Raw genomic sequence first — 26,711 nt, 5'->3', positions numbered from 1 at the left:
GATTTCGCGGAGAAAACCCGCGCCGCGTTATCCCCGCAAAAAAAACCGGCCCGGCAACAGCAGGCGTGCTATGATCCGTCAATTTAATGACAGAACAGCAGAATGCTGGGCGTCTGCGGTAGAAAAGGGGGGGAGAAGCGATGTCAACGACGGTTTCGATTCTGCTGATCGATGACGATGCCGGCAGCCGGCTGGCACTGTGCAGTCTGCTCAAGCAGGCCGGCTATGGCGCCCATTGCGTTGCCAGTGGCGAGGATGCCCTTGATTGGCTTGACCAGAACACGGCGGCTATCGTCATCACCGACCTGATGCTGCCGGGCATGGACGGACTGGAAATTCTACGGCGGGTCAAGGAGCGGGCACCGGACACCAATGTCATTCTTATCACCGGCAATGCCTCGGCCCACAGCGCCCTGGAAGCCATGAAAAATGGCGCCTTCGACTACATTACCAAGCCCCTCAACGCCGAAAAGCTCAAGATCATCATCGCCAAGGCCCTGGAAACCCAGCATCTGCTGAAAGAAAACGCTTTTTTGCGCCAGCAGTTGCGCGCCCGTTACAGTTTCACCAACATCATCGGCACCAGTCCGGCCATGCAGCAGCTGTTCGCCCGCATGGAAAAAATCGCGCCAACCGACTCCTCCCTGCTGATTCTGGGCGAATCCGGCACCGGCAAGGAACTGGTCGCCCGTGCCATCCATTTTAACGGACCACGCAAAGACCGCCCCTTTGTCGCCCTCAACTGTGGCGCCATTCCGGCGGAGTTGCTCGAAAGCGAGCTGTTCGGTCACATGCGCGGTTCCTTTACCGGCGCCATCGCCAACAAAATGGGCAAGTTTGAACTGGCCAACGGCGGCACCATTTTTCTCGATGAAATCGGTACCATGCCGGTTCACCTGCAACTCAAGCTGCTGCGGGTGCTGCAGGAACAGGAGGTCGAGCCGGTTGGTGGCAACCACCGCATCAAGCTCAACGTGCGCGTGATCTCGGCGACCAACGCCGACTTGGAAGAGATGATTGTCAAGGGACAGTTCCGGGAGGATCTGTTTTACCGCCTCAACGTCATTCCGCTGACCCTGCCGCCACTGCGGCAGCGGCGCGAGGACATCGCCCTGCTGTCACAGCATTTTCTGCGCAAAAGCTGTCAAGCCCTGCAGCGTGATCTGGTCAGTCTTGATCCCACCGCGCTGCAGATCCTCGAAGGCTACAACTGGCCGGGCAATGTGCGGGAACTGGAAAATATCATGGAACGCATGGTGGCACTGTGCGACGGCAGCCAGATCAATGTCCAGGATCTGCCGGCTCATATCTGTGGCGCCCGGCAGGCGTCACTGGCACGCGACGGACTGCAGGACCTGCCGGAAGACGGCATCAACATGCCACAGCTGCTGCGCCAGCTTGAAAACCGCTGGATCCGCCAGGCGCTGCAGCGCAGCGCCGGCGTCAAGGCCCAGGCGGCAACATTGCTGGGCATCAACCGCACCACCCTGGTGGAAAAGATGCGCCGTCTGGGCCTGTGACCGGCGCCACGGCCTTGTTCTGCCGCTCAGGCCGGCACAGACTCGCTTTCCAGCAAATGACGATAGAAGGCCTCAGCCAGCGGACTGAGCTGGCGATTACGCCGCTGCACCAGATAGAACCGGCGCGGCAAGGTCAGTTCATCAATCCGGACTGGGCACAGCAGGCCACGCGCAACGTCCTCGGCCACGGCCAGGGAGGACAAAATCGCCGCGCCGATACCACTGCGCACAGCCTGGCGCACCGCTTCGTTGCTACCCACCTCGGCCACCACCTGAAACTGGGTCACATCAACACCCACCTGTTTCAGCGCCTGAGTCATCTCCATGCGGGTACCACTGCCTGGCTCACGCAGCACAAAGGGGCTGTCAAGTAACTGCGCTGCTGCCACTCGCCCCGCCCGGCTCCAAGGATGCTGAGGATGCACCACCAGCACCAGTTCGTCACCAAACAGGGGCTGGCAGTCAATGCGCTGATCCTTCCACTGGGTACCGATCAATCCCAGTTCCAGGGTGCCCTTGAGCACCTCTTCCACCACCTGAGTGGTCCCGGCAATGCGCAGCATCAACTCGACGGCATGATAGTTCTGCTTGAACTGCTCCAGCAACGACGGCAGCAGATAAGCGCCGGGGATGGTACTGGCTCCCAACGATAAGCGCCCAGAAAGATTACCCTGATACTGGCGAATAGCTTGCTCGGCATCATTCTTCAGTTGGATGATCCGCCGGGCATACTGATAAAGAATCTTGCCAGCATGGGTCGGCTGTGCCCGGCGGCCAAGGCGATCGATAAGCTTTTCGCCAAACTGTTCTTCCAGGGTACGCACATGCTCACTGACCGAGGGCTGCGACAGCTGTGACGCCTCGGCCGCGCGGGTAAAACTGCCCAGATCAACCACCTTGCAAAACACCTCAAGCCGTCGAATATCCACTGGCCTTATTCTCCCTGGCACGCCGCCGGCAATCCCAGCCGGCGGAAGATCTCCCGCGTTGCCGCCGCGCTGTTGAGTGTATAGAAATGAACGCCGCGCACCCCCTGGCCCAGCAGATCGGCCACTTGCGCGGTAGCCCAGTCGATGCCAATACGCTCGACCTCGCCATCGTCGGCCGCCGCGGCCAGCCGCCGCAGCAGCGCCGCCGGGAAACGGGCTCCAGCGGCCAGTTCGGCCAGTCGCTCCATGCTCTTGCGACTGCGCAAAGGCATGATGCCAGCCAGCACCGGCACCCGAATGCCGGCCAGTTCACAGCGCTCGCAGAAGTCGTAGAAGTCACGATTATCAAAAAACAACTGCGTCACAATATAGTCGGCTCCGGCCGCGACCTTCTGTCGCAGATACTCCATCTCCAGCAAACGATTGGGCGTCGCCGGATGGCCCTCGGGAAACCCCGCCACGCCAATGCTCATGGTTGGAAATTCCTGCCGCACAAAACGCACCAGATCGGCCGCCCGGACAAAACCGTCGGCCGGCGGCTGCCAGTTGGGCTGGTCACGCGGTGGGTCACCGCGCAGAGCCAGCAGATTTTCAATGCCCTCATTCTGGTAGCGCGTCAGAATCTCCCGCACCTCCTGGCGGGAAGCCGCAACGCAGGTCTGATGCGGCACCACGGTAATACCGGTCTGACGCTGAATGCGCAACACCAGCTTGTGGGTCTGGTCACGGGTCGAGCCACCAGCGCCATAGGTGATACTGACCGAGGTTGGCTGCAACGGCACCAGGGCAGCGATCTCCTGCTCCAGCGCCTGCCAGCCGGCCGGGGTTTGCGGCGGAAAGAATTCAAAGCTCAGCGAGGGCTGCTGGCGGTCGAGAATCTGCTTCATCAGCATGGAACATCCTTTGGTGAGATCCTGGTGGGCGACCAGCACACCGGCAGCGCCCCCAGTTCGGCAAGAAGACGATAGGCCTGGTCGATGCCCTGGCCGACATCGGCCACCCGGTGGGCATCATCGCCGGGAACCAGTGGAATGCCCAGGGCTACGGCGCGCTGCAACAGCGGCAGGGCCGGATAGGGCTCGGTTGCCCCCTTCAGCAGCGCCCGCATGTTCAGATCCAGCGTCAGACCCCGCTGGCGGATCGCCGCCAGATTGCGTTCGATGCGTTCGGCAACCGCTGGCAGTTCCAGATGCTGGCGGTAGTCGCTATCGAACAGACGAATAAGATCAAAATGACCGACCAGCTGGGGTTCAAGGGTCACGATCAGATCGTACTGGGCATCAAAGTAAGCCCGATAAAGAGCTTCGATGCCACCACAGTGCCTGACCGCCTGGTCATAATCCTGCGGGGAAAAATCGAAATTGACCCCACCGACATGGTGCACCGAACCGACCAGATAGTCGAGCCGGTGATCACGGCACAAGCGCCGGACCTGTTCGGCGGCGCCCGGATACCATTCGCTTTCCATCGCCACATCCAGTTGCAGGCGACCGGCATACTGACGCTGCAGGCGCCGCGCTTCGGCAACATAGGCGCAAAAGCGCGTCTCCATCTGCGTCACCGTCAGACCGGCCGCTACCTCATCGGCGTAGCGGTAGTTGGGCGCCGGCGGCGGCATGTGTTCGGTCAGGCCGACACGGCTGAAACCCTGCTCACAATAGGCCTGCACCAGCGCTTCAAGGCTGTCGGCGGCATGGAGACAAAAGGAGCCGCTGTGACCGCCATGGGCCGAGATCTTGGGAGAGGCGCCGGCGGCAACCATGGTTCCGGCAGAGACGGAGATCATAAGTGCTCCCAGGTACAGGGGTTGAAGACAAGCCTTCCCGGCAGTGGCAACCGCCCTGGTCAGCCAACCTGATGCCTTTCGCGCATGCATCAAACTTTACAGTGCGGCCAGGCAGCGCTAAAGTCGCAAGCGGTTCAAGCTTGCGCCGGCCGGCGCACATCCCACCTCCAACCCCACGCAAAGGATGAATCCATGAAACAAGTGATCAGCAGTCCGGCGGCACCCGCCGCCATCGGTCCCTACTCGCCCGCCATCGCCATTGGCGATACCGTCTATTTTTCGGGCCAGATTCCGCTCGACCCCGTTAGCGGCGAACTGGTCAACGGCGGCATCGAAGCCCAGACGCGCCAGGTGCTCGCCAATCTGCAGGCCCTGTTCAGCGCCGCCGGAGTACGACCGGAGCAGGTTGTCAAAACAACCGTCTATTTGACCGATCTGGCTGATTTTGCCACCGTCAACGCTCTTTACGGCGAACTGTTCGGCCCGCCGGCGCCGCCGGCGCGGGTCTGCATCCAGGTGGCCGCCCTACCCAAGGGTGCCGCCATCGAGATCGACTGCATCGCCAGTCGGCAGGCCTGAGCACCGCCTCCGGAAAGAACGGCACTTGCCCCGTTCAGGGCCGATGCGGCGCCTGCCAGGGAGCAATGCGCTGTACCAGCAACCAGTCACCCGCCTGTTCAATCAGCTGCGGCGAATCAAACGGGCGCAACGCCTGCAGCCGCGCCGCCAGGTGCGGCTGCAGCTGCGATGGCACCAACGCGCCCACATAACCGCCACTGCGTTGCTCCTCGGCTTCGCCGTAGGCCCGCGCCAGATCCTCGAAACGCTCGCCCTGAGCCAATCGCTGCAACAGCTGATGCGCCTGCTCGGCCTGGGTCAGACGAATGCGCCGCAGGTAGATCAGGCCACCATCATCGGCCCAGGGCTGTGGCGGCAAGGCGATCCCCAGATCGGCCAGGCGCCGCTGCATATCAAAACCAGGCAGCCCCAAGCGTTGCGCCAAGGCGGCCGCCCGCCCGGCGCTGGCATAGTCGCCCTGACGCAGCAGGGTTTCCGCCAGATAATAGTACCCCAGGGAAAAACCCGGATTAAGCTGCACCACCGCTTCAAACGCCTGCCGCGCCGCAGCGATACGGCCGGCCGCCAAGCGGTAGGTGCCCAGTTCGAACAGCAGAAAATCCTGTTGCCCGGTCAGGGGCAACAGCTGCTCCATTTCGGCTATGGCCTGATCGGCAAACCCCAGATCGTACAGCACACCCGCCAGCTGGCGACGGTACGCCGGCTCACCCGGCGCCAGAGCCACCGCCTCACGCAGACTGTAGAGCGCCCACAGCGGCCGGCCGGCCGCCAGATGCTGACGGGCCAGCTGGGCGTGAATAGCGGCAGCATCGGGCACCTTGGAAACCGCTGCCGTCGCACAGCCACCACTGCCCAAGGCCAGCAGGCCCGCCACAACCAGAACCAGCAGCTGCCGCCGGCTCATGCCGCCACCTGACGCAGGCGTTGCAACACCTGTTTCATGTCCTGCCACACCTCGCGCTTGCCGGCCGGATTGCGCAACAGGTAGGCCGGATGGTAGGTCGGCATCAACGGAATACCGTCGTATTCCTGCCAATGACCACGCAACTGGCTGATCGGCGTCTGACTGCGCAGCAGGGTCTGGGCGGCAAACTTGCCCAAGGCCACGATCAGCTGAGGACGGATGGCCGCCAGCTGACGACGCAGAAAAGGCTCGCAGGCCGCGATTTCCTCTGCCTGAGGATTGCGGTTTTGCGGCGGCCGGCATTTGATGACATTACAGATATAAACCTGCGATCGCTGCAGACCCATGGCCAACAGAATATTGTCAAGCAATCGGCCGGCTTCGCCGACAAAGGGATCCCCCTTGAGATCCTCCTCGCGGCCCGGCCCTTCGCCAACCAGAACCAATGCCGCCGCCGGATCACCGCAACCGAACACCAGATGGTGGCGCTGACGCGCCAGGCCACAGCGCTGACAGTCCCCCAAGTCGGCCCGGATCTGGTCCAGGCTTTCGCGCTCGGTCGAGCCGGAGACCCTCGCTGAGGCTGCCGCCGGCACCGCTGACGGCGGCGGAGCGACGCCATCGAGCCAGTGCAGACCAAGATGGTGCAGATCATTGAGCAGGCTGTGGCCCTGCAGCAGCAGGTCGGCCAGATTCTGAGGCATGGAGCGATCCTTTACAAGGCTGGCGGTACGGACTATGGTGGACGAAAGGATATCCGCTGCCGGTTACCACCCCGCGCACCGACAGCAACCGCCACCAAGGAGCCGGCAATGATTGTGACAGGTCTGGCGTTGTTGCTTTTCCTGCTGCTGCCCGAAGCCGCCTGGGCCTGGGGTTTCGGTGTCCACCTGCAACTGGCCAGCGAACTACTGGCCCAACCCCAGCTGCTGCCACCGGCGCTGCAGGCTTTGCTGACCGCTCACAGCGCCGATTTTTTCTACGGTTGCATCAGCGCCGACATCACCCTGGGCAAAAAATACACCCATTACCTCCGGCATTGTCACAGCTGGCAGATGGGTCGCCGCATTCTAGCGGCGGCCACCACGCCGGAACAGCAGGCCTGCGCCTGGGGTTATCTGGCCCATCTGGCCGCCGATACCATCGCGCACGGCGAAATGGTCCCCTTCAAAACCGTCTGCAGTTACAACAGCCTGCTGCTTAACCACGCCTACTGGGAACTGCGCTTCGAGGCCCAGGTGCCACGGGCAATCTGGCTGCAAGCTCGGCAGCTGGCACGACACGATTTCAGCGACAATGACCGCCTGCTGCGCGACCAGCTGAGCACCACCCTGTTTTCCTTCGCCACCAACAAGCGCCTGTTCAACTCGATGCTGCTGATCAGCCGCATCCGCCGCTGGCGCAAGCTGCTGCGCAGTCTGGACAAACGCTCGCGCTGGCATCTGGCACCGCCGGAACGACAGGACTATCTGGTGCGGGCCCGGCAGGCGGCTCTAAGCGTATTGCAGGAGCCACAGAGTCCCTACTTCCGTGCCGATCCTACCGGCGAACGCGCCCTGCAGCTGGCCAATCAGCTACGCACCAACCTGCGCAACCTGTGGCTTGATGGCAAGCTGCCAGCCGAACTCAGCGCCGAGCTGCTGCCCCAGATCGCTACATTGTTCCGCGACAGTGTCACGGCACCGGAAAAGCTGCTGACCTGGAGCGGCCCACAATCATAAAACGCTGCAACGATCAAGGCTGTGAATCCACCGCCCGCTGGCAGCGCAGTGCCACCAGCCGATCAAGCAAGGCGTGGGCCACGGCCCATTTGGTCAGACAAGGCAACGCCTCACAACGGCCATCGGCATGCAGAATCTGTACGATATTGGTCGCACATTCAAAACCGGCACCGGCTTGGGTGACATCGTTGGCCACGATCAGATCCAGCCCCTTGCGCTCCAGTTTGTCACGCGCATGTTCGAGCAGGCGCTCGGTTTCGGCGGCAAAACCCACCACCAGCCGATCCCCCTTGCAAGCAGCAATCTGACTGAGGATATCCGGCGTTTTTTCCAGCGCCAGAGAGGGCGCGGCCATCTGCTGTTTTTTGAGTTTCTGCGCCGCCATCTGGCAGGGCCGGTAGTCCGCCACCGCCGCCGCCTTGATCACCAGTGTCGCCGCCGGCAAGGTCGCCAACACCGCGTCAAGCATCTGCGCCGCACTTTCCACCCGCCGCAAATTGACACCAAGAGGTGCCGGCAACGCTGTCGGGCCACTGACCAGTGTCACCTGCGCGCCGCGCTGACGCGCCGCCCGCGCCAGGGCATAGCCCATCAGGCCGGACGAATCATTGCTCAGATAGCGAACCGGATCGATACGCTCGCGCGTCGGGCCGGCCGTGACCAGCAGGTGCTCACCCGCCAGATCCTGGGACGTCAGCAGCCACAGGGCCCGCTCGAAAATCTCCTCCACCGGTGCCAGCTTGCCCTTGCCCTCCCAGCCACAGGCCAGGCTGCCGCAGACCGGCTCGACCAGCGTCGCACCACGCTGGCACAGGCGCGCTAGATTGTCCTGTACCACTTGGTTTTCATACATGTTGACGTTCATCGCCGGCGCGTAAAGTACCGGCGACCGGGTCGCCATCAGGGCCGTGCTGAGCAGATCATCGGCAATACCGCCAGCCACCTTGCCGATCAGGTTGGCTGTCGCCGGCACCACCACAAACAGATCAGCCCGGTCGGCCAGCGAAATATGTCCGATTTCCTGCTCCTGATACAAATTGAACAGCTCGGTATGCACCGGTCGGCCGCTGAGGGTCTGGAAGGTCAGCGGCGTGACAAATTCCTGCGCGTTGCGCGTCATCACCACATCCACGGTGGCACCGGCCTTGGTCAACAGGCGCAGCAATTCGACGCTTTTATAAACGGCAATACCGCCGCAGACCCCCAGGACAATGCGCTTGCCGGCCAGCGGCTGGTCCACCGGCGCTACCGCCTCACTCACAGGTAGTCTCCGTTGATAAAGGGATTGAGGCTTTTTTCACGGCCAATGGTACTGTCCGGTCCATGTCCCGGGTGCACCTGGGTGGCTTCGGGCAGAATCATCAGATCGTTACGGATATGACCGAGCAACTGATCAAGATCGCCGCCGGGCAGGTCGGTGCGGCCGATGGAGCCGGCGAACAGGGTATCGCCACAAAACAGATGGCCCTCACCATACAGGCAGATACCGCCTGGCGAATGCCCCGGCGTATGAATGACCTCGAAGGACAGATCGCCGATCTCGATCAGATCGCCGTTGTGCAGCAGGCGGTCAGGCTCCGGTGAGGGCGGCGTCTGCAGACCATAACTGGCCGCCTGACGGGCTGCCTGGCGCAACAGCGGCAGATCGGCGGCATGCAGAGCCAGTTCAGCACCGCTGGCCTCAACCAGACAGGCGTTGGCGCCCACATGGTCAAAATGGCCATGGGTATTCACCACCAGAACCGCCTGCAAACCGGCCTCGGCCAAGGCTGCCAGAATGCGTGGGCCCTCGTCGCCCGGATCAATCACCAGGGCCTTGGCCGTGCGCGGGCAGCCCACCAGATAACAGTTCACCTGCAACGGGCCTACCGCCAGCGTTTTAACGATCATGCGCCTCCTCCCGGTCGGAAAAGAGTTCCAGATTCAGTCCGGCAAACTGGTCGGCCAGACTCGCCTTGAGGGGGCCGGACCCAGGTCGTACGGTTTTGGCTGCGGTCTTTTTCGCTTCAGCCTCAGTTGTCATTGCAGGCGCGGTTGGCGCCGGGGCCTGCGTTGCGCAGGGTCGCGTCACAACCTGGACCGACGGAACCGACTCAGCGCCGGGAGACAAAGGGGCCGCGCTGGTGGTCCGGCCAGCAGTTGGCGGCCGAAAAAAATACCGGTCATACAAGCGGTGATAGCTGGTCCAGTCACTACCGGCCGCCGTTTCACGCTCGATATGGGCGCTGACACCGTTGATCTTTGAATCAAGATCATCAATGAAATTGAGCACCACGGCCTCCAGCGTCTTGGGCCGCTTGGGCGAGCCGTAATCGTACTGGCCATGATGAGCCAGCAACAGATGTTTGATCAACATGGCCTTGAGCGGTGGAAAATCCGCCAGCTGGCGCAGACGCTCATCAATCATCTCGACACCCATGACGATATGGCCGATCAGCTTGCCTTCATCGGTATAATCAAAGCTGCGGCGATAGCGCAATTCGGCCACCTTGCCAATATCGTGCAACAGGGCGCCACACAGCAGCAGATCGGCATTGATGGCGGGATAACGGCGGCAGACATCACCGGCCAGGCGGGCGACACTAAGGGAATGCTCCAGCAACCCGCCAAGGTAGACATGGTGCATCGACTTGGCGGCCGGGGCCTGGCAAAACAGGGCGACGAAATCCGCATCGGCAAAAAAAGCCTGCAGCAGCCGGCGATAGTCACCATCCGTCATGGCAGCAATCAACCCCAGCACCTCCTGCAGCATCTGCTGCGGATCGGCGCTGCTGACCGGCAGAAAATCGGCCAGATCCACCTGTTCCTCGGCCACCGGCTGCAGATCACTGACCACCAGCTGCATCTTGCCCAGGTAGACACTGGCCTTGGCCCGCACGCGAATGAAATCGTCCTTGGCGAACAGGCTGTCAAGCTGATCCACCCGATCCCACACCCGCGCCTCGACCTCACCGGTGCGGTCCATCAGCCGCAGGGTCATGTAAGGCTTGCCATTCTTGGCCAGCGCCAGGGTCTTGTCGCGCACCAGAAACAGGCTGTCGACCTGATCGCGTTCGCGAATTGCTTCAATATAGACTGATTTCACTCCGGTTTATCCTTCCTGTAAAGCCAGCCGGCTCAGCAGCCGGTCTCTTGAGGGTTCCTGTCAGGCAGGCAAGCAGTCGTCAGACGCCGGAAGGTCGCGCGGCGTCAAGATCCGCTGCCAGCTGCCGGGCCACCCGCAAACCATCGACAGCCGCACTGACAATGCCGCCAGCGTAACCGGCGCCCTCGCCGGCGGGGTACAGACCACAGCAGCGAGTCGCCTGCAGATCGGCCCCGCGCAGAATCCGCACCGGCGCCGAGGTGCGGGTTTCCGGCGCCAGCAACACCGCCGCGCCACTGACGAAACCCCGCATGCGCCGATCGAACTGCGGCAAGGCCTGGCGCAGCAGAGTATAAACAAAATCGGGCAAAAGCTCACGCAATTCGGCCGGGCGCAACCCCGCCCGGCAGCTGCTGTGCAGATCTCCACCACGGCCCTGGCCCAGAAAGTCGAGCAGGTTCTGGGCCGGCACCCGGTAATCACCCGGACCGCCACAGGCACGCTGCTCGATCCGGCGCTGGAAGGCAATGCCCGCCAGAGGGTCCCGCAGCCCACCGAAATCCTCCGGTCGCACCGTCACCACCAGGGCGCTGTTGGACAGCGGGCCATCACGCCGCAGCCGGCTCATGCCGTTCACCACCACCGTATCGGGCTCGCTGGCGCTCTGCACCACCTCGCCGCCGGGACACATGCAGAAGGAATAGACCCCCCGGCCACTGACGCTGTCATTCCAGGTCAGGGCATAGTCGGCCGGCGGCAGATGCGGATGCTGTTCGCGGCCGTACTGCATGCGGTTGATGGCCGTGACCGGATGTTCGATGCGCACTCCCACGGCAAAGGGCTTGGCTTCGAGTTCCAGCCCGGCCGCCGCCAACAGCTGATAGGTATCGCGGGCGCTGTGACCAGTGGCCAGCACCAGGGCATCGCAAGCACTGTAGCGGGACTCACCAGCGCGGTCGCGCCACTCAAGCCCCTGCAGACAACCCTTTTCAATCTGCAATCCGGTCAGACGGCTGTGATAGCACAGTTCGACCCCCAGAGCCAACAGCCGCTGGCGGAAATGCAGCAAGACCCGCCGCAGTCGGTCGGTGCCGACATGGGGCTTGGCCTGTACCAGAATATCCGCCGGAGCGCCACAGTCGACCAGGGTTTGCAACACATGGGCCGTCGCCGGATGGCGGATGCGGGTGGTCAACTTGCCATCGGAAAAGGTTCCAGCGCCACCCTCGCCAAACTGGACATTGGTATCCGGCAGCAGCGGCCCGCCGGCCCAAAATGCCGCCACCGCCGGCACCCGCTCCTCGACAGGGGCCCCGCGCTCCAGCAGCCGCACCCGATGACCACATTGAGCCAGTTCCAGCGCCGCGAACAATCCGGCCGGGCCCATGCCGACCACCACCAGACTGCGTGGCCGGCGCGTGCGTATCAGCGCCGGTGCCACAACCGGCGGCGGCACCGGTTCCAACCCCGCCATGTGCTGGGCCGGCAACGGCAGCGACACCCCTGCCTGCAGTGAAAATTCCAGCGTGTACAGACGCAGAATGCGCTGTTTGCGACGGGCATCAATGGAGCGGCGACAGATGCGCCAGTCAGCCAGCTGTTCAGGCTTCAATCCCAGTTGCTGCGCCAGCCGCAGCGGCAACTGGCTCTCGTCCTCCTCCAGGGTCAGGGCCAGTTGCGCCAACCGCCAGCGCAGCGGCCGGCTCATTGGGCCACCTCAGCCGCATCGGCGGGGGCAAGAGGAAATTCCAGCACAAAACAGGTACCTTCTCCCGGCGCGCTTTCCACCCGGATACGTCCCTGACAGCTTTTGACAATGCGCAACACCACCGACAACCCCATACCCGCACCCTTGGCGCGGGTGGTAAAAAAGGGATCGAAGATACGGGTCTGGTTGTCACAGGCAATGCCGGGGCCATTGTCGGTCACCTCGACCCGCAACAGCTCATCCAACTGGCGCAGACGGATGGCCAGCTGGCCACCTTCCGGCAGCACCTGCAGGGCGTTGGCAATCAGATTAGTGAAAATCTGCACCACCTCGGCAAAATCGCCCTGCATCGGCAGGGCATCGGCCTGCAGGTCACAGCGCAGATCAATTCCCTGACAACGCAACTGTTCGCTAAAGCGCTGCAACGCCTCATTGATGGCTTGTTGCAACAGCAGTGGTCCACGCAGGCCTGCGGGCTGGCGACTGGCATTCAGCAGTTGCAGCACCAGCGCATCAATGCGGTCAACCTCGCACAGAATCTTGTCGGTATAGCCCTGAGCCTCACTGCCCGGCTTGACCATTCCAGCCAGCAATTGGGCAAAAAGGCTGATGGCATTGAGGGGATTGCGCACCTCGTGTGCCAGACCCGCGGCCAGATGCCCGACGGTGGCCAATTTTTCCGCCTGTATCCGCTCCTGGTGCGCCTTCTCCAGCGCCAGGGTTTTTTCGGCCACCCGCCGTTCCAGTTCCAGGTTCCAAGCCTGCACCTCCTGCTGCAGGCGCTGCTGCTCGGCTTCGAGACGCTGGTTGGCCAATTCGATGCGGCGCACCCGCAACACCTTGTCGATCCGGTCAACCAGATCCTGCGCGGTGAAGGGTTTAAGCAGATAATCGCTGGCGCCGGCCTTCATCACCTCGACGGCCACCTGCTCGCTGCCCTTGCCAGTAAACATCATCACCCGCACATCGGGAAAATCACGACGAATGGCCTTGAGCACCGCCATGCCGTCCATCTGGGGCATCATGTAATCGAGCAGCACCACCGCCGGGCCAAACTGCTCCACCATGGCCAGCGCCTCACGGCCGTCGCGGGCCGTGGCCACCGGATAGCCCCGCCCGCTCAGCAGCATCTGACACAGATCGACGATCACCGGTTCGTCATCGACCACCAGAATCTTTTCGCGCTGTTGCGTCTCCACCTTGGCTCCTGCATTTGGATATGGGCGCGACCGGACCGGACACCCCGGCTGGCCAGCTCAGACCTGGCCGCCAGCGCGACGGTGACAGCCACCGGACACAAAGCGGGCGGGCCCGCTGTCGAAGGCCCGCCCGCAAATCCGGCAGAAACCCCGCACCGGCGCTAAGCCGGCCGGGGCGGCAATTACGCCTGCTGGGTTACCGTCAATACCGGAATGGGCGATTTCCGCACCACCTTCTCGGCCGTACTGCCAAACAACACATGATCCAGCCCGCTGCGGCCATGGGTTCCCATCACGATCATATCGACGCCAAGTTCCTTGGCCTGCTCGATCACCACTTCGTGGGCAATACCCGACACCACCCGACGATCGCAGCAACAGGAACCGTTATCGACATACTTGGCGCAAAACTCATCCATCAGCTTGTGCGCGCCTTCCTCGATTTCCTTGGCCAAGGCGTCAAAGGTCATATGCGGCACGTAAAAGCCTCGCAGATCGACCGGCTCGCTGATGACATGCAGAATCGTCAGCTTGGCATCGCAGGCCTTGGCCAAACCAAAGGCATACTCGAAAGCGGCTTTGGAACACTCGGAGAAATCGGTGGCAAACAGAATGTTTTTGAACGTTTTCATGCGCTACCTCCATAGCATTGTGTCAACAGACAGGATGAATGAGCGTGAAACAGCTTGTCGAGCACCAGTTTGAGTTCACTGACCTTGACCGGCTTATGGACGAAGTCGAAGGCGCCAAGATTGATCGCCTGCAAATACAGATCGACATCGCCGTGGGCAGTGACCAGAATAACCTGTACGGTGGGATAGTGCTGCCGTACCTGTTCGAGCAGGCTCAGGCCGTTCATGCCCGGCATGCGGATATCGCTGAGCATCAGATCCACGGGCGCTTGATCCAGCTGCGCCAGCGCTGCCGCCGCGTCAGCGGCATAGCTTACCTGATAGCCATCACGCTGCAGCAGGGCACCCAGCCCCAACCGGCTGTTTTCTTCGTCATCAACGATCAATACCCGCTTGCCTGCCCGCATCGCCCCATCCGTTCCGCCATCTGTTCCCGTGATTTCGCCAGGGTGCCACACAGGGCTAGGCTAGCACGGCAGCGCCGGCTGTCAAGCCGGCCAGGGGTCGGCAAGAAGCTGAAAGCAAGCGGCGTCAGGCTGACGGTTCGGGCCAACAGGCCAGCAATTGCGGCAACAAACGCGCCAGCGCGCTGGCACGCCGGCCGGCCCAATCAAGCACCTCGGCATGAGCGAGAGGCTGCGGCGTCAGCCCTGTCGCCGGGTTGGTGGCCAACGACAGGCCGGCCACCTCCATACCGAGATAGCGGGCCAGAATCGCCTCACCCGCCAGCGACATGGAGACCAGATCGGCCCCTGCGGCCCGCAAAAAACGTACCTCGGCAGCGGTTTCATAACTCGGACCGGTCACAGCCGCCAGCACCGCCTGGTGCAGTTGCAGCCCGGCCGCAGCAAACAGGGGCTGCCAGATGGCATGAAGCTCCTGGCAATACAGTTGGCTCAGATCGACAAAGATATCGCCGGTCAGGCCGCGCAGCGGATTGTCGCCTTGCAGGTTGATATGATCGCGGATCAGGGCAAAATCACCCGGTGCGATAGCCGAGCTGAGGGCACCGCAGGCGTTGGTCAGCAAAATACGCCGACAGCCCAGCGCCGCCGCCAGCCGCACCGGCAAACCGGCCTGCCAGGCCGTCAGCCCCTGATACAGATGCAACCGGCCAGCGAACAGCGCCACCTGACGCCCCGCCAGCCGGGTTCGCACCACCTCCAGCCGATGTCCGGCGACGGCGGACACCGGCGTCAGATGACTGTAATCACAGCAGGCTTCAAGAGGCAGCTGTTCAAGCAAAGGGGCAAAGCCGGACCCCAGCACGACAGCCAGATCGCAGCGCGGCCAGTGCGCCAGTTCCGGGCAGCCACACACCAGCTCCTGGTCAGCGGCAGGGACCGACATTGGCTAGTTTTTTTCCAGCAAACGGACCAAATCGCGCGCCTGGCGGCCCAAAGCCGTGTCGTCCTCGCGGTTGGCGATTTCACGAAACTGCTCCAGCGCCTCATCGTAGCGTTCGAGCTTGACCAGACTTTCACCATAGAGGAAACGGATGCCGTTGTCGTTCTCTTCCAGCCGCAGGGCCTGGGTCAGGGCATCGCACGCCAGATCATGCTTGCCCATATCAAAGTAGGTTTCTCCCAGCAGATAGAGCACCGTCGGATTGCCGGGGAACAGCCTGAGCGCCTTCTGGAACGCCATCACCGCCTGCACCGGCTCGCCGCCCCGACTCAGGGCCACCCCCAGACCGGTCAGGGCCCGCACCGGATAGGGAAACAGCAGATTGTCGGCCACCTTGCGAAACAGCCTGGCGGCCTCGTTCCATTCCTGGCGGTCAAGATACAGCGCCGCCAGGTTGTTTTCGATTTCCGGATCGTCCGGCTTGAGTGCCAGTGCCCGCTGATAGTGCTGCAGCGCCTGGTCATAAGCACCGCGCAACTGATAGGTCTGGGCCAGCAGAGCCTGACTCTGGGCGTCACGCGGCTCCAGCGCCACCGCCTTGTGCAACTCCTGCAGGGCACGGGCGTAGTCACCCGTGGCAACATAGGACTGCCCCAGCCGGTAATGGGAGCGGGCCACCTCGCGGCTGGTCGGACCAGCCGGCGCACAGGCTCCCGCCAGCAGCGACAGCAGCAGCACCGCGATACAACAGCGCCATCTATTCATGGTTCCCTCCCGTTCCCGTATCTGGCCTGGCGGACCGCACCGAACGGCCCCAGACCCCTCAGTCGTCCAGATCACCAAAGGCGGTCAGCAGCCGAAAACGCTGATAGCGCTCACGCACCTCGGCAAATTCCAGGCTGCGCAGCCGGTCGAGACTGAAGGCCTCGACGGTAAAAGACGCCATCACACTGCCAAACACAATGGCACGGCGCAGGGTTTCCGTCGACAGATCCCGCACGCTGGCCAGATAACCCAAAAAACCACCGGCAAAGGTATCGCCGGCGCCGGTGGGATCGAATACCGCCTCCAGCGGATAGGCCGGCGCTGAAAACACCGCCCCTTCGCTAAACATCAGGGCGCCGTATTCGCCCTGCTTGATGACCAGCACCTTCGGCCCGAAACTGCGGATGCGGGCGGCAGCACGCACCAGATTGACCTCCTCGGCCAGCTGGCGGGCCTCGCCCTCGTTGATCAGCAGCACGTCGACATATTTCAGGGTTTCCAGCAGGGCCGCCCGCTTACCCTCGATCCAGAAATTCATAGTATCGCAGGCCACCAGCTGTGGCCGCACCACCTGCCGCAGCACCTCCAGCTGCAGTTCGGGATCGATATTGGCCAAAAACACATAGTCGGCATCGCGATAGCTCGGCGGCAGCTGCGGCTTGAAGCTGGCAAACACATTGAGCTGGGTATCGAGGGTCTGGGCCTCGTTGAGATCGAAGCCATAGCGGCCACACCAGCGGAAGGTGCGACCGGGTGCCGTCGTCACGCCACTCAGGTCGATGGCGCGCTGACGCAGAAACTCCAGATGTTGCGGCGGAAAATCCTCGCCCACCACCGCCACCAGCTGCACATCGGTAAAGAAACTGGCGGAGGTCGAAAAAAAGGTACCGGAGCCCCCCAGAATCTCTTCGCCCTTGCCAAAGGGGGTTTCCACCGAATCGAGGGCTACCGAGCCGACCACCAGAATGCTCATGCCGTTTCGTCCTTGAAATATTTGTCCAGAATCAGAGACAGCCGTTGACGTGCCGCCGGAGCGATGGCCGCCGGAGCGGTCATGACGGCAAAGCGGGCAGCCTCACCGCAGCCGCAGCGCCGTTCGGCGGCCAGTCGGCCGGCCAGTTCAGCGATGATGCGGCGCGCCATGGCAACATTCTGCCGCACAATAGCCAGCACCGCTTCCACCGAAACATCCTCGTGGCCCTCGTACCAGCAATCATAATCCGTCGCCAGGGCCAGGGTGGCATAGCAGATTTCCGCCTCGCGCGCCAGGCGGGCTTCGGGCAGATTGGTCATACCGATCACCGCCGCGTCCCAGCTGCGGAACAGGCGGGATTCAGCGCGGGTGGAAAAGGTTGGCCCCTCGATACAAACATAGGTACCGCCCTGATGAACGGTAGCGCCGGCGGCATGAGCCGCCTGATACAGACTCTCTGCCAATGCGGGGCAAAGCGGATCGGCGAACTGGACATGGCCGACAATGCCGTCACCGAAAAAGCTGTTGGCGCGCTTGCCAGTGGTGCGATCAATAAACTGATCCGGCACCACCATATGACCGGGCGCGATCTGTTCCTTCATAGAGCCGACAGCCGACACCGACAGAATGCGATCGACGCCGAGCATCTTCATGCCATAGATGTTGGCTCGATACGGCACCTCGGACGGCAGATAGCGGTGACCACGACCGTGACGCGGCAGAAACACCAGCCGCACCGCTCCCAGCCGACCGCAGATATAGGCGTCCGACGGCTCGCCGAAAGGGGTCTGCAGGCGGATTTCCTCGACCTCGGTCAGCTCCTCCATGGCGTACAGGCCACTGCCGCCGATCACCCCCAGGGTCAGTTCAGACATGGATTCTCCTTGTGTGGATAAAGGCACGCTGAGGGCGCGCCACAAAGGCTGGTATTGTGCCAGAGACCTCAGGCTTTTTCCAGCTTCCCCTTCAACTGGCCACAGGCAGCGGAGATATCCTGCCCCTTGCTGGCCCGTCGTACCGCCACCAGGCCGCGCTGCAGCAGATGGCGCTGAAATGCCTCGATGGTGGCCTCTGTGGGACAGCGGTAGGCCGCGCCCTCGTGCTCATTGAACGGAATCAGATTAACCTTGGCCTTGACGCCGTGCAACAAGGCCACCAGTCGGCGGGCATCCGCCAGACTGTCATTGAGATCGCGGATCAGAATGTATTCGAAGGTCACCCGCCGCTGGGCGGGCAGCGGGAAACGGCGACAGGCGGCCAGCAACTCACGCAGCGGATAGCGGCGGTTGACAGGCATCAGCACATCGCGCACGGCATCGGTGGTGGCATTAAGGGACACCGCCAGATTAACGGTGATACGGCGGCCCAGCTCGTCCATCTGCGGCACCAGGCCGCAGGTCGAGACGGTAATCTTACGGGAGCTGTAGTCAAGACCGGCCGGATCATAGAGAATCTCCAGCGCCCGCACCACCGCATCGAGATTGTGCAGCGGTTCGCCCATGCCCATGAAAACAATATTCTGAATCGGCCCATCCTGCAATCCGGCGCAGACCTGGCCGACAATTTCCGCCGCCGTCAGATGGCGCTGAAACCCGAACTGGCCGGTCAGGCAGAAGGCACAACCCATGGCACAGCCAACCTGCGACGAGATGCACAGGGTAGCGCGACCGTTCTCCATCGGAATGCGCACGGCCTCGACGCTGGCTCCATCCGTCAGCCGCAGCAGGTACTTGCGGGTGCCGTCGCTACTAACCTCGACCGCTTCGGGGATCAGTGTCGAAACCAGGGCACGCTGCTCCAGCTGCTCGCGCAGCACCTTCGACAGATCGGTCATGGCAGCAAAGTCACTGACCCCGCGCTTGTAAATCCAGCGGAACAGCTGCTCGGCGCGAAACCGCTCCTTGCCCAGCCCGGTCAGAAAATCAACCAGCTCCGACCGGCTCAGTCCCCGAATATCAACCCGCTGCGTTTCCATGGCTTCCCGTACGACGTTTGCGACAGCCTCCGGCCACCGCCACGACGAAAAAAAGCCCCCCGACCAGTCCGAAGGGCTTTGTGTGCGTTCCTGTGCACCCGTTGTGCTGCCGGATCAGAGCAGTTCCAGACCGGCAAAGAAATACGACAGCTCGAAAGCCGCGGTTTCCGGCGCATCGGAGCCGTGGGTAGCGTTTTCACCAATGGAGGTGCCGAACTCACGCCGCAGTGTGCCTTCAGCAGCCTTGGCCGGATCGGTGGCGCCCATCAGATCACGCCATTTCATGATGGCGTTATCGGCCTCCAGGGCCATGACAACGCAGGGACCACTGCTCATGAAGTCGGTCAGTTCGCCAAAGAACGGCCGCTCACGATGGACATAGTAGAAGCCCTCGGCCTCGACCTTGCTCAGGTAGAGCTTTTTCAGACCAACGACCTTGAAGCCTTCCTGATAGATGCGGGCGAGAATCTTTCCGGCGTGACCGGCGGCAAAGGCGTCCGGCTTGATGATGGCAAAGGTTCTTTCCATGGGATGTCATTCCTTACGATGAGGTGTCAAAAACAGGTAAAACGGACTGCCGGCTTGTAGCACTGCTGCCGGCAAAAGTCAACCGCCGCCGGTCAGCTCCAGAAGGTCACCTGATTGTGTCCCATATCCTTCGACCGCTGCAGGGCCTTGTCAAGACGCTGCAACAGTTGGGGCAAGTCCTCGTTTTCCTCCACCATTACCGCCCCGATGCTGACACTCATGGCAAAGGGCAGATCCAAACAGGGTTCGCTGCGCACCAGTTCGAGGATCATATCGGCCACCTTCAGTGTGGCCTTGCGGCTGGAATAGGACAACAGCACACGGAAGTGATCGTTTTCAATCCGGCCCATCACATCGGCCCGGCGCAGCGAGGCGCGCAGATGCCGCACCAGCCAGCACAGCAGCCGATCCGCGGCGCCTCGGCCATAAACCTGGCTGTAACAGCGGAAATAATCCACCTCCAGGGCGATCAGCGAAAAGGGGTTGCGATAGCGTTTGAAGCGAAACCATTCGCGCTGCAAGGCATCGTCAAAGGCCTGGGCTGTCAGAATGCCGGTCAGCGGATCAAGCAGGGTCTGGCGCCGCAGTTCCGATTCAACCTCCTTCAACTCCAGCCAGGGGGCCGCATCGGTGAAGATCTCCACCGCGCCGAGGATGTTGCCCCCGGCATCGCGCACGGCCGCCGTCTTGACCATCACCGGAATCCGCTGGCCCTGCTTGTGCGCCAGAAATACCAGTTTTTCCTGCGGCTCACCGCTGTCGATACAACGTTTGAGCGGACAGTGCTGCTGGCACAGGGGGGTATTCTTCTCGTCAACATGGTGCAGCGGGCCATCAGCGCACAGTCGCCCCACCAACTCGGCGGCAGCATAGCCGGTGAGCAGTTCAGCGGCATGATTCCAGTACAGAATCCGACGTTCGGGATCGACAAAGTAAACCGCCTCGCCGAGATGGTCGAGCATCTGCTTGTAGCTTTCCGGTGTCAAATCCATGCACTCTATCCTGTCTGCTGAGGAAGTTCCTGCTGGCTCAAGGGATCACCGCCCTGCCGCAGGGCCGCCAGCAGGGCGGCCAGGGCTTGCCCCCGATGGCTGATGCGGTTTTTCGCTGCCAGATCAAGCTGCGCCAGACTGCAGTTCTGCCCAGGCAGCCAGAACAGCGGATCATAGCCGAAACCGCCCGCGCCCAGCGGCCGGGTCAGTATCTCGCCATCGAGCCGCCCTTCGAACAGACGACAGCGGCCAGCGGCGTCGCACAGCGCCATCAGGCAGCGAAAGGCCGCCTGGCGCTGGCCGGCCGGCACCCCGGCCAGCCGCGCCAGCAGCAGGGCGTTATTATCGGCATCCGTGGCCTGTGGCCCGGCAAAACGGGCAGAATAAACTCCGGGAGCACCAGCGAGGGCTGCTACCTCCAGTCCGGAATCATCGGCCAGACACAGGCAGCCGGCCTGACGGGCAATGGTGAGAGCCTTTTTGGTGGCATTGGCGGCGAAACTGTCGCCATCTTCCTGCGCCACCTGCAAGCCGGGATAATCAACCAGGCCTTCCACCCGAATATCCGTGCCCTCCAGCGCCTGGCGAATTTCGCGCAGCTTGCCGGCGTTGCCGGTGGCAACCAGCAGTTTCATGCCGGCTCCGCCAGCACCTGAAGCTGCAACCGCGTCAGGGCAGCGCAGCCGGCCCGCCCCAAGCGGCGCAGGCCATCGAGCTCGACTTCGTCAAAGGGACGCCCTTCAGCGGTGCCCTGGATTTCAATAAAATGGCCAGAACCGGTCATCACCAGATTCATGTCCACCTCGGCACTGCTGTCCTCGGCGTAGTTGAGATCAAGCAGGCAACGACCCGCCACCAGACCGACACTGACCGCCGCGACGCTGTCGCGCAGGGGATTCGTCACGATCTGGCCGCTGGCCTGCAAACCGCCAATGGCGTCGGCCAGCGCAACATAGGCGCCGGTGATGGCTGCTGTGCGGGTACCGCCATCGGCCTGCAGCACATCGCAATCCAGCCGGATGGTCCGCTCGCCCAGAGCGTCGAAATCGATAATGGCCCGCAAGCTACGGCCGATAAGACGCTGAATTTCATGGGTGCGCCCGCCCTGCTTGCCGCGCGCGGCCTCGCGGGCATTACGCTGCTGGGTCGCCCGCGGCAGCATGGCGTATTCGGCCGTCACCCAGCCACGGCCCTGACCACGCATGAACGGTGGCACGCCGTCTTCGACACTGGCATTGCACAGTACCAGGGTATCACCGAACGCCGCCAACACCGAACCCTCGGCATAGCGGGTATAGCGCCGCTGCAACCGCACCGGCCGCAAGGCATCGGGCTGACGGCCATCGACGCGCACAAACAGATCGGTCATGCATTTCTCCTTCGTGGGCAGACGGTTGAAAAACAGCCTGCGGAATCCATGGCTGAACACGTAAAAATAAAAATGGCCTTGTTACTCTTTTGTCCAAACGGGCTATACCGCTTCCACCCGCCAGACAAAGCACCAGTGCAAGAGCTGCGGTCCCGCTCAGGGCCGGTTCTGCCGCTGCAGATAGGTACTGAAATCTTTCAGACCCTCAAGCAAGGCCACGGCCAGAGCCTGCTGGCCGGTGGTCTCGGTCAGGCGGGTCTGTTCGTCGGCACGGGTCAGATAGCCCAACTCGATCAACACCGTTGGCAAGTCTCCCTGCGGCAGGGACAAAAGCGTGGTCTGGCTGACCTCAGCCACGGCAAAACCGGCCTCGCGCAAGGCGGCGCTCAACTGCAGCGCCAGTCGCAAGCTGTCCGGGCTGGTGGCACCCGGCGGCAGGGCGTCGCCACCAACCACGTACAGATGGATGCCGTGCGCCTGGGGGCTGAGGGAGCCCTGGGCATGGAGCAAAAGCAGGGCATCCACCGGCTGCTGCTGCAGCATCTCCAGCCGCTTGGCAGCTGGCGGGCTGTAGTCGGCATCGCGACTGAGCACAACCGGACAACCCAGCTGCATCTTGATCTGGCGTTCCAGCTGCTGCGCCACCTGCAGCACCACGTCCTTTTCCTTGACGCGGCCAGCGATCACCCCGGCGTCATCGCCACCGTGAGCCGGATCGATAGCAACACCCCGCAAACCAAGTGCACCCTCCGGCCGTTTCTGGCGCAGCACGAAGGAAAACAACCGATCGAGCAGAGCATCGGCAGGCTCCTGCTGGCGCGGCGGATCAAGATTGCGATAGTACAGCGCGGCCCCGAGCTGCGGCCGCAGCACCTCCAGCACAAAGCTTTCAGCCACTCGCAGGCGACCATCGATAAAACGGGCCGGGTGTGGCAGGGCGACAAAGCGCTCACCAATCTTGAGATACTGACCACCGGGGAAAAAGGTCGCCGTGCCGGCCGGCAGCTTCAGATGGTAGCGATGCTGGGTGCGATGCCAGAACCCCGTCAACCCCAAGGCCGACAGCACCTCGTCAATGGCCAGATAAGGCACCTGATCGACCTGGTAGACCTCCTCGATGCGGGTGACTTGACCCGCCTGACGGCCAATTTCGACCACCGCCTGGGCTGATCCGGCCAGCACCAGCCATGCCAACAATCCGGCCATCAGGGCATAGCGGTTCACAACAGTGCCTCGCCGGCCTCGGGATCATAGCCCAGCACGGTAAAAAGCCGCTCCGTCAGCAGCTGCTGCAGCTGGTTCTGGGCCAAGACATCACCCGCCACCTGGCGGATTTGACCACCGGCGATCATGCCATGACCGCCGGCCGTGCCCAGCTCCGCCACCAGCTGGCGGATGATGGTGCCGGCCCGCCAGTCCTCGCGATCGGTTCGCAACGACAACACCTCCTCACCGCGATGCCAGCCCATGCCCAGCACCAGATGCACCCCCTCCATGCGCAGCAGAAAATCCGCCATCTCGGCCACGATATCGGGTTGGGGGATCTGCGCAAGATTGAATACCAGCGCCTCACGGTAGACCCGCGCCGATTCCAGCGCCTGGTTGAAACTGGCGAAATAGCTGCGCGGCACCTTGGCGTGAGCGATATCGAACAGCACCCGGTTGTTGCTCAGCAGCAGCAGTTGCTGGTAGGCCAGTCGATCCGGCGGCGTCCACTCACGGCCGAGATCCTGGGTTTCCGAACGAATGGCATAAAACAGAGCTGTCGCCAGCCGGCTGTTGAGATAAACCTTCTGCTGCTGAAGGTATTCGAACAAAATGGTGGCGCAGGCACCGTAATCGGGCCGGATATCAACAATCTGGTTATCCTCGGACCGGCAGCGCAGCGGATGATGGTCGATGATGATATCAATGGGCAACTGACCCGACAGGCTGGTGTTGCCGGTACCCGGCTGGGCATCAACCAGACAGAACAGATCAAAGGTGCGCACATCCACCCGCGCCAGAGGCTCAACAGCAATCTGCAACCGTTCGACCATGGTACGGTTTTCCCGCCGACCGATCACGCCGCCACAGGCGATGCGCGGACTGTTACCGGTTTTGGCCAGCAACAGATGGGCCAGGGCATGAGCACTGGCCAACGCATCGGGATCGGGATTGTCGTGTGTCAGAATCAGGATGTTGCGGCGGCCACGCGCCCGCGCCACAATGCGCTCACTGAAGGACAGGGAACGGTCGGAATCCATCGGGTCTATCCTCTGTTTTGCCGGCAACAAAGGCCCGGCACCAGCATAACGGGTTCAAAAACCACCCAGTTTGAGAATATTCTGATTGTATGCCTGTATCAGGGTGTTTTTTTTGAGCACCCCCAGCACGCGCCGCTCATCCTCCTCGGCCACCACCGGCAAGGTCGAGATATGCCGGCCCTCGAACAGTTCAAAGGCGGTTTCAAGGTTCTGGCCGGCAGTGATGGTCACCACCTGACGCGTCATAATTTCCGACGCCAGCACCAGATGAGCCAGTTCACCCATCTCACTGAGACAGACCTTCAGATCATGCATGGACAGCATGCCAACCAGCCGACCCCCCTCGTCCACCACAACAAAATGGGGATAGCTGCTGTCCTGGGCCAGTTGTACCAGATCGACCAAGGGCATGGCCTGGCCAATCTGTTCGAAATGACGCTCCATGAAATCGGCCACCTGCAGCGAGCGCAACAGATTGACATCGCGACCGCGTACAATGCGCACCCCTTTACGCACCAGGCGTGTTTCGTAGATCGACAAACCGTAGCCGCTCTGTACCACCAGAAGACTGGCGATACAACACAGCATCAGCGGCAGAATGATCTCGTAATTATAGGTCAGCTCGAAGATGGTAAAGATGGCCGTGATCGGCGCCAGGGTGGTGCCACTGACCAGAGCCGCCATGCCCACCAGAGCATAGGCCGGCGGCGGCGCCACCAAGGCCGGTGCCACCAGACTGGCCAAGGCGCCCACCAAGCCACCCAGCAGACCACCCAGCACCAGCGAAGGGGCAAAGATGCCACCGGAAAAACCGGCGCCGACACACAGGGCCGTGGCCAGCCACTTGGCCAGCAGCACGGCGCCCATCATCAGAGGCAACATCTGTGCTGTCAAGACCTGATTCATGGTTGGATAGCCGACGCCAAGCACCTGGGGCAGAACCAGGGCTATCAGGCCCAACAGCAAACCGGCACAGGCCGGCCGCCAGCGCGGGGCGATACCCAGCCGACTGAAGACATCCTCCACCAGGCAGGTGCTGCGGATAAAGAGGATGGCCAGACCGCCGGCCAAAAGGCCCAGCAGCAAATAGAGTGGCAACTCCCAGTAGCTGTGCAGCTGAAAAGCCGGCACCGCAAAGGCCGGCAGCGCGCCGAAAAAGCGGTGCGACACCACCGTGGCCGCCACACTGGAAACGGCGATCTGGCTGAGATAGCTGACCTGAAAATCCACCAGAATGATCTCGGCGGCAAACAGCATGCCGGCCATGGGCGCGTTGAAGGTCGCAGCGATACCGGCAGCGGCGCCACAGGCCAGAAACACCCGTTTCCATTCGGCCGGCAGATGCAGCAGCTGCGCCAGTGACGATCCCACCGCCGAACCCATGTGGACCACCGGCCCTTCCCGTCCGACCGAGGCGCCGCAACTGAGCGACAGCAAGGTCGACAGCAGTTTGCACAGACTGGTGCGGTGGCGAATGTTGCCTTCACGCACCACCACGGCCTCAATGACTTCGGGAACGCCGGCACCACGCGTTTCCGGCGCAAAGTGCGCCACGGCAGGCCCCAGCACCAGTCCGCCCAGCGCAGGAATCAGCACCACCTGATACCAGGGCAGACGCGCGGTCGCCGCGATCAGGTCAACCGGTTCGTCCCATAGCAGCGCCGTACCCTCCAGCAGCAGATAACGAAAACAGACCGCCAAGGCCCCCGTCGCCAGGCCGATCAGGGCCGCCAGCAACAGATAAAGCACCAGCCGGCAGTGGCGCAGCCGGCGGTGATCTTCAGCGACTGTCGCCATGGTCGCCAGCGGCAGCCCGGGCCGCATCCTGCCGCTGACGCTGCTGCAGCGAAAACTGACAGCCACAATAACGCTGGCGGTAGAAACCATTCTGCCGTGACAGCTCCAGGCTGCGCTGAAAGCCCCCCTGTTTTTTGAAGTTGGCCACAAAAAACTCCAGCCCCAGCTGACGGCCGAGCGCTTGGCCGAGACGGTTGATGGCAACGGCATCCTTGTGCGGCGACACCGTCAGGGCAGTGCCGAACAGCCCGAAACCGTGCCGGCGGGCACACAGGGCCGTCAACTGCAGGCGCAGGCGGAAGCAGCGGTGGCAGCGCCGGCCCCGTTCGGGCTGGTTTTCCAGCCCGGCAATGGCGGCGAACCAGTCAGCCGGCCGGTCGTCGGCCAGGAGCAGCGGCAGTCTCTGCCGAGAGCACCAGCGTTGCAATTCGGCGCGGCGCTGCTGGTATTCCGTCAGGGGATGGATGTTGGGGTTGCAGAAATACAGGGTTGGGGCGTAGCCCGCCTGCTGCAGCTGTTCGACCACCGCGGTGCTGCAGGGAGCACAGCAGACCTGTAGCAACAGGGGCGTCGGCCCTGGCACGGCGCGACGGGAATCAGCGGCCCTCTCAGCAATCATCTCTTTTCCCTCCGGTGCGTTTTGAGGCTGTCACCAG

Annotated in this window: 28 protein-coding genes; 3 read left to right on the top strand and 25 right to left on the bottom strand. The window is 62.4% G+C overall.

The features are described 5' to 3' along the window. Nucleotides 1-140 precede the first annotated feature (140 nt). Nucleotides 141-1,520: a sigma-54-dependent transcriptional regulator gene (locus tag BLR80_RS10585; protein WP_092079800.1), complete on the top strand. Its 1,380-nt coding sequence runs from the start codon at nucleotides 141-143 to the stop codon at nucleotides 1,518-1,520. A gap of 26 nt (nucleotides 1,521-1,546) precedes the next feature. Here BLR80_RS10585 and BLR80_RS10580 read toward each other — a convergent pair whose 3' ends face one another. The 3 genes from BLR80_RS10580 to BLR80_RS10570 are packed head-to-tail and all read right to left on the bottom strand — an operon-like array spanning nucleotide 1,547 to nucleotide 4,235. Beyond that, nucleotides 1,547-2,449 carry a selenium metabolism-associated LysR family transcriptional regulator gene (locus BLR80_RS10580; protein ID WP_092079797.1) on the bottom strand — a complete coding sequence of 301 codons (903 nt, stop codon included), beginning with the start codon at nucleotides 2,447-2,449 and terminating at the stop codon, nucleotides 1,547-1,549. 5 nt (nucleotides 2,450-2,454) lie between these two features. Beyond that, nucleotides 2,455-3,342 carry a methylenetetrahydrofolate reductase [NAD(P)H] gene (gene metF / locus BLR80_RS10575; RefSeq protein ID WP_092079794.1) on the bottom strand — a complete coding sequence of 296 codons (888 nt, stop codon included), beginning with the start codon at nucleotides 3,340-3,342 and terminating at the stop codon, nucleotides 2,455-2,457. After that, nucleotides 3,336-4,235: a histidinol-phosphatase gene (locus tag BLR80_RS10570; protein ID WP_171906420.1), complete on the bottom strand. Its 900-nt coding sequence runs from the start codon at nucleotides 4,233-4,235 to the stop codon at nucleotides 3,336-3,338. The genes metF and BLR80_RS10570 overlap by 7 nt, the downstream gene beginning before the upstream one ends. 192 nt (nucleotides 4,236-4,427) lie before the next feature. Here BLR80_RS10570 and BLR80_RS10565 point away from each other — a divergent pair, with 192 nt between their 5' ends. Further along, on the top strand, nucleotides 4,428-4,814 hold the full coding sequence (locus BLR80_RS10565; protein ID WP_092079788.1) for a Rid family detoxifying hydrolase: 387 nt from the start codon (nucleotides 4,428-4,430) through the stop codon (nucleotides 4,812-4,814). 34 nt (nucleotides 4,815-4,848) lie between these two features. Here BLR80_RS10565 and BLR80_RS10560 read toward each other — a convergent pair whose 3' ends face one another. Both BLR80_RS10560 and BLR80_RS10555 read right to left on the bottom strand, forming a co-directional pair. Next, nucleotides 4,849-5,718: a tetratricopeptide repeat protein gene (locus BLR80_RS10560; protein ID WP_092079785.1), complete on the bottom strand. Its 870-nt coding sequence runs from the start codon at nucleotides 5,716-5,718 to the stop codon at nucleotides 4,849-4,851. Continuing rightward, entirely contained in the window at nucleotides 5,715-6,422 is a 708-nt protein-coding gene (locus tag BLR80_RS10555; protein ID WP_092079783.1) for a uracil-DNA glycosylase, read from the bottom strand. Before BLR80_RS10555 ends, BLR80_RS10560 begins: the two co-directional genes overlap by 4 nt. Nucleotides 6,423-6,530: 108 nt before the next feature. On the opposite strand from BLR80_RS10555, the gene BLR80_RS10550 reads away from it, so the two are divergent. Beyond that, complete coding sequence (locus tag BLR80_RS10550) at nucleotides 6,531-7,439, top strand: zinc dependent phospholipase C family protein (protein ID WP_092079780.1); 909 nt, start codon at nucleotides 6,531-6,533, stop codon at nucleotides 7,437-7,439. 13 nt (nucleotides 7,440-7,452) lie between these two features. On the opposite strand, the gene coaBC is transcribed toward BLR80_RS10550, so the two are convergent. The 20 genes from coaBC to BLR80_RS10450 all read right to left on the bottom strand — a co-directional run bounded on the left by coaBC (nucleotide 7,453) and on the right by BLR80_RS10450 (nucleotide 26,674). Continuing rightward, a complete protein-coding gene (gene coaBC / locus BLR80_RS10545) occupies nucleotides 7,453-8,700 on the bottom strand; it encodes a bifunctional phosphopantothenoylcysteine decarboxylase/phosphopantothenate--cysteine ligase CoaBC (RefSeq protein ID WP_245691489.1) in 1,248 nt (415 codons plus the stop codon). Beyond that, entirely contained in the window at nucleotides 8,697-9,329 is a 633-nt protein-coding gene (locus BLR80_RS10540) for an MBL fold metallo-hydrolase (RefSeq protein WP_092079777.1), read from the bottom strand. Before BLR80_RS10540 ends, coaBC begins: the two co-directional genes overlap by 4 nt. Beyond that, complete coding sequence (locus tag BLR80_RS10535) at nucleotides 9,319-10,524, bottom strand: 3'-5' exoribonuclease YhaM family protein (protein WP_092079774.1); 1,206 nt, start codon at nucleotides 10,522-10,524, stop codon at nucleotides 9,319-9,321. The genes BLR80_RS10540 and BLR80_RS10535 overlap by 11 nt, the downstream gene beginning before the upstream one ends. A 79-nt stretch (nucleotides 10,525-10,603) precedes the next feature. Further along, nucleotides 10,604-12,232, bottom strand: coding sequence for an NAD(P)/FAD-dependent oxidoreductase (locus tag BLR80_RS10530; protein ID WP_143012138.1), 1,629 nt, complete (start codon nucleotides 12,230-12,232; stop codon nucleotides 10,604-10,606). Further along, nucleotides 12,229-13,431 (bottom strand): hybrid sensor histidine kinase/response regulator, encoded by a 1,203-nt coding sequence (locus BLR80_RS10525; protein WP_245691487.1) that lies wholly within the window; start codon nucleotides 13,429-13,431, stop codon nucleotides 12,229-12,231. Before BLR80_RS10525 ends, BLR80_RS10530 begins: the two co-directional genes overlap by 4 nt. A gap of 182 nt (nucleotides 13,432-13,613) precedes the next feature. Next, on the bottom strand, nucleotides 13,614-14,063 hold the full coding sequence (locus BLR80_RS10520; RefSeq protein ID WP_092079771.1) for a universal stress protein: 450 nt from the start codon (nucleotides 14,061-14,063) through the stop codon (nucleotides 13,614-13,616). Further along, entirely contained in the window at nucleotides 14,060-14,470 is a 411-nt protein-coding gene (locus BLR80_RS10515; RefSeq protein WP_092079768.1) for a response regulator, read from the bottom strand. Before BLR80_RS10515 ends, BLR80_RS10520 begins: the two co-directional genes overlap by 4 nt. 124 nt (nucleotides 14,471-14,594) lie before the next feature. Next, a complete protein-coding gene (locus tag BLR80_RS10510) occupies nucleotides 14,595-15,413 on the bottom strand; it encodes a purine-nucleoside phosphorylase (protein ID WP_092079765.1) in 819 nt (272 codons plus the stop codon). A 3-nt stretch (nucleotides 15,414-15,416) separates the two neighbouring features. Then, on the bottom strand, nucleotides 15,417-16,175 hold the full coding sequence (locus BLR80_RS10505) for a tetratricopeptide repeat protein (protein ID WP_092079762.1): 759 nt from the start codon (nucleotides 16,173-16,175) through the stop codon (nucleotides 15,417-15,419). A gap of 58 nt (nucleotides 16,176-16,233) precedes the next feature. After that, the gene (locus tag BLR80_RS10500) at nucleotides 16,234-17,148 is read right to left on the bottom strand and encodes a PfkB family carbohydrate kinase (protein ID WP_092079759.1); all 915 of its coding nucleotides are present in this window, start codon (nucleotides 17,146-17,148) and stop codon (nucleotides 16,234-16,236) included. Then, nucleotides 17,145-18,023, bottom strand: coding sequence for an S-methyl-5'-thioadenosine phosphorylase (gene mtnP, locus BLR80_RS10495; protein ID WP_092079756.1), 879 nt, complete (start codon nucleotides 18,021-18,023; stop codon nucleotides 17,145-17,147). The genes BLR80_RS10500 and mtnP overlap by 4 nt, the downstream gene beginning before the upstream one ends. 68 nt (nucleotides 18,024-18,091) lie before the next feature. Further along, nucleotides 18,092-19,123 carry a dual-specificity RNA methyltransferase RlmN gene (gene rlmN, locus BLR80_RS10490; protein WP_092079753.1) on the bottom strand — a complete coding sequence of 344 codons (1,032 nt, stop codon included), beginning with the start codon at nucleotides 19,121-19,123 and terminating at the stop codon, nucleotides 18,092-18,094. A 114-nt stretch (nucleotides 19,124-19,237) separates the two neighbouring features. Then, on the bottom strand, nucleotides 19,238-19,651 hold the full coding sequence (gene ndk, locus BLR80_RS10485) for a nucleoside-diphosphate kinase (RefSeq protein WP_092079750.1): 414 nt from the start codon (nucleotides 19,649-19,651) through the stop codon (nucleotides 19,238-19,240). A gap of 92 nt (nucleotides 19,652-19,743) precedes the next feature. Then, complete coding sequence (locus BLR80_RS10480) at nucleotides 19,744-20,643, bottom strand: sensor domain-containing diguanylate cyclase (RefSeq protein WP_092079747.1); 900 nt, start codon at nucleotides 20,641-20,643, stop codon at nucleotides 19,744-19,746. Nucleotides 20,644-20,648: 5 nt separating this feature from the next. After that, complete coding sequence (rdgB, locus tag BLR80_RS10475) at nucleotides 20,649-21,278, bottom strand: RdgB/HAM1 family non-canonical purine NTP pyrophosphatase (RefSeq protein ID WP_092079744.1); 630 nt, start codon at nucleotides 21,276-21,278, stop codon at nucleotides 20,649-20,651. Further along, nucleotides 21,275-21,997, bottom strand: a complete 723-nt coding sequence (rph, locus tag BLR80_RS10470; RefSeq protein WP_143012139.1) for a ribonuclease PH — start codon at nucleotides 21,995-21,997, stop codon at nucleotides 21,275-21,277. The genes rdgB and rph overlap by 4 nt, the downstream gene beginning before the upstream one ends. Nucleotides 21,998-22,168: 171 nt before the next feature. Beyond that, nucleotides 22,169-23,236 (bottom strand): N-acetylmuramoyl-L-alanine amidase family protein, encoded by a 1,068-nt coding sequence (locus BLR80_RS10465; protein WP_092079739.1) that lies wholly within the window; start codon nucleotides 23,234-23,236, stop codon nucleotides 22,169-22,171. Then, nucleotides 23,233-24,258 carry a DHH family phosphoesterase gene (locus BLR80_RS10460; protein ID WP_092079736.1) on the bottom strand — a complete coding sequence of 342 codons (1,026 nt, stop codon included), beginning with the start codon at nucleotides 24,256-24,258 and terminating at the stop codon, nucleotides 23,233-23,235. The genes BLR80_RS10465 and BLR80_RS10460 overlap by 4 nt, the downstream gene beginning before the upstream one ends. A gap of 54 nt (nucleotides 24,259-24,312) precedes the next feature. Beyond that, a complete protein-coding gene (locus BLR80_RS10455) occupies nucleotides 24,313-26,055 on the bottom strand; it encodes a chloride channel protein (protein ID WP_171906419.1) in 1,743 nt (580 codons plus the stop codon). Then, nucleotides 26,039-26,674, bottom strand: coding sequence for an epoxyqueuosine reductase QueH (locus tag BLR80_RS10450; RefSeq protein WP_092079730.1), 636 nt, complete (start codon nucleotides 26,672-26,674; stop codon nucleotides 26,039-26,041). The genes BLR80_RS10455 and BLR80_RS10450 overlap by 17 nt, the downstream gene beginning before the upstream one ends. Nucleotides 26,675-26,711: the final 37 nt, after the last annotated feature.

The sequence above is a fragment of the Desulfuromonas thiophila genome (assembly GCF_900101955.1).
Lineage (GTDB): Bacteria > Desulfobacterota > Desulfuromonadia > Desulfuromonadales > Desulfuromonadaceae > Pseudodesulfuromonas > Pseudodesulfuromonas thiophila.
Note: the sequence above shows the minus strand (reverse complement) of the source record. Positions and strands in the feature narration are given on the sequence as shown.

Bases quoted from the DNA above. Each gene is read 5' to 3' on its own strand.
- BLR80_RS10585 (WP_092079800.1), top strand. From the start codon at position 141: ATGTCAACGACGGTTTCGATTCTGCTGATCGATGACGATGCCGGCAGC.
- metF (WP_092079794.1), bottom strand. From the start codon at position 3,342: ATGCTGATGAAGCAGATTCTCGACCGCCAGCAGCCCTCGCTGAGCTTT.
- BLR80_RS10570 (WP_171906420.1), bottom strand. From the start codon at position 4,235: ATGATCTCCGTCTCTGCCGGAACCATGGTTGCCGCCGGCGCCTCTCCC.
- BLR80_RS10565 (WP_092079788.1), top strand. From the start codon at position 4,428: ATGAAACAAGTGATCAGCAGTCCGGCGGCACCCGCCGCCATCGGTCCC.
- BLR80_RS10560 (WP_092079785.1), bottom strand. From the start codon at position 5,718: ATGAGCCGGCGGCAGCTGCTGGTTCTGGTTGTGGCGGGCCTGCTGGCC.
- BLR80_RS10555 (WP_092079783.1), bottom strand. From the start codon at position 6,422: ATGCCTCAGAATCTGGCCGACCTGCTGCTGCAGGGCCACAGCCTGCTC.
- BLR80_RS10550 (WP_092079780.1), top strand. From the start codon at position 6,531: ATGATTGTGACAGGTCTGGCGTTGTTGCTTTTCCTGCTGCTGCCCGAA.
- BLR80_RS10540 (WP_092079777.1), bottom strand. From the start codon at position 9,329: ATGATCGTTAAAACGCTGGCGGTAGGCCCGTTGCAGGTGAACTGTTAT.
- BLR80_RS10530 (WP_143012138.1), bottom strand. From the start codon at position 12,232: ATGAGCCGGCCGCTGCGCTGGCGGTTGGCGCAACTGGCCCTGACCCTG.
- BLR80_RS10520 (WP_092079771.1), bottom strand. From the start codon at position 14,063: ATGAAAACGTTCAAAAACATTCTGTTTGCCACCGATTTCTCCGAGTGT.
- BLR80_RS10515 (WP_092079768.1), bottom strand. From the start codon at position 14,470: ATGCGGGCAGGCAAGCGGGTATTGATCGTTGATGACGAAGAAAACAGC.
- BLR80_RS10510 (WP_092079765.1), bottom strand. From the start codon at position 15,413: ATGTCGGTCCCTGCCGCTGACCAGGAGCTGGTGTGTGGCTGCCCGGAA.
- BLR80_RS10505 (WP_092079762.1), bottom strand. From the start codon at position 16,175: ATGAATAGATGGCGCTGTTGTATCGCGGTGCTGCTGCTGTCGCTGCTG.
- BLR80_RS10500 (WP_092079759.1), bottom strand. From the start codon at position 17,148: ATGAGCATTCTGGTGGTCGGCTCGGTAGCCCTCGATTCGGTGGAAACC.
- mtnP (WP_092079756.1), bottom strand. From the start codon at position 18,023: ATGTCTGAACTGACCCTGGGGGTGATCGGCGGCAGTGGCCTGTACGCC.
- rlmN (WP_092079753.1), bottom strand. From the start codon at position 19,123: ATGGAAACGCAGCGGGTTGATATTCGGGGACTGAGCCGGTCGGAGCTG.
- ndk (WP_092079750.1), bottom strand. From the start codon at position 19,651: ATGGAAAGAACCTTTGCCATCATCAAGCCGGACGCCTTTGCCGCCGGT.
- BLR80_RS10480 (WP_092079747.1), bottom strand. From the start codon at position 20,643: ATGGATTTGACACCGGAAAGCTACAAGCAGATGCTCGACCATCTCGGC.
- rdgB (WP_092079744.1), bottom strand. From the start codon at position 21,278: ATGAAACTGCTGGTTGCCACCGGCAACGCCGGCAAGCTGCGCGAAATT.
- BLR80_RS10460 (WP_092079736.1), bottom strand. From the start codon at position 24,258: ATGGATTCCGACCGTTCCCTGTCCTTCAGTGAGCGCATTGTGGCGCGG.
- BLR80_RS10455 (WP_171906419.1), bottom strand. From the start codon at position 26,055: ATGGCGACAGTCGCTGAAGATCACCGCCGGCTGCGCCACTGCCGGCTG.
- BLR80_RS10450 (WP_092079730.1), bottom strand. From the start codon at position 26,674: ATGATTGCTGAGAGGGCCGCTGATTCCCGTCGCGCCGTGCCAGGGCCG.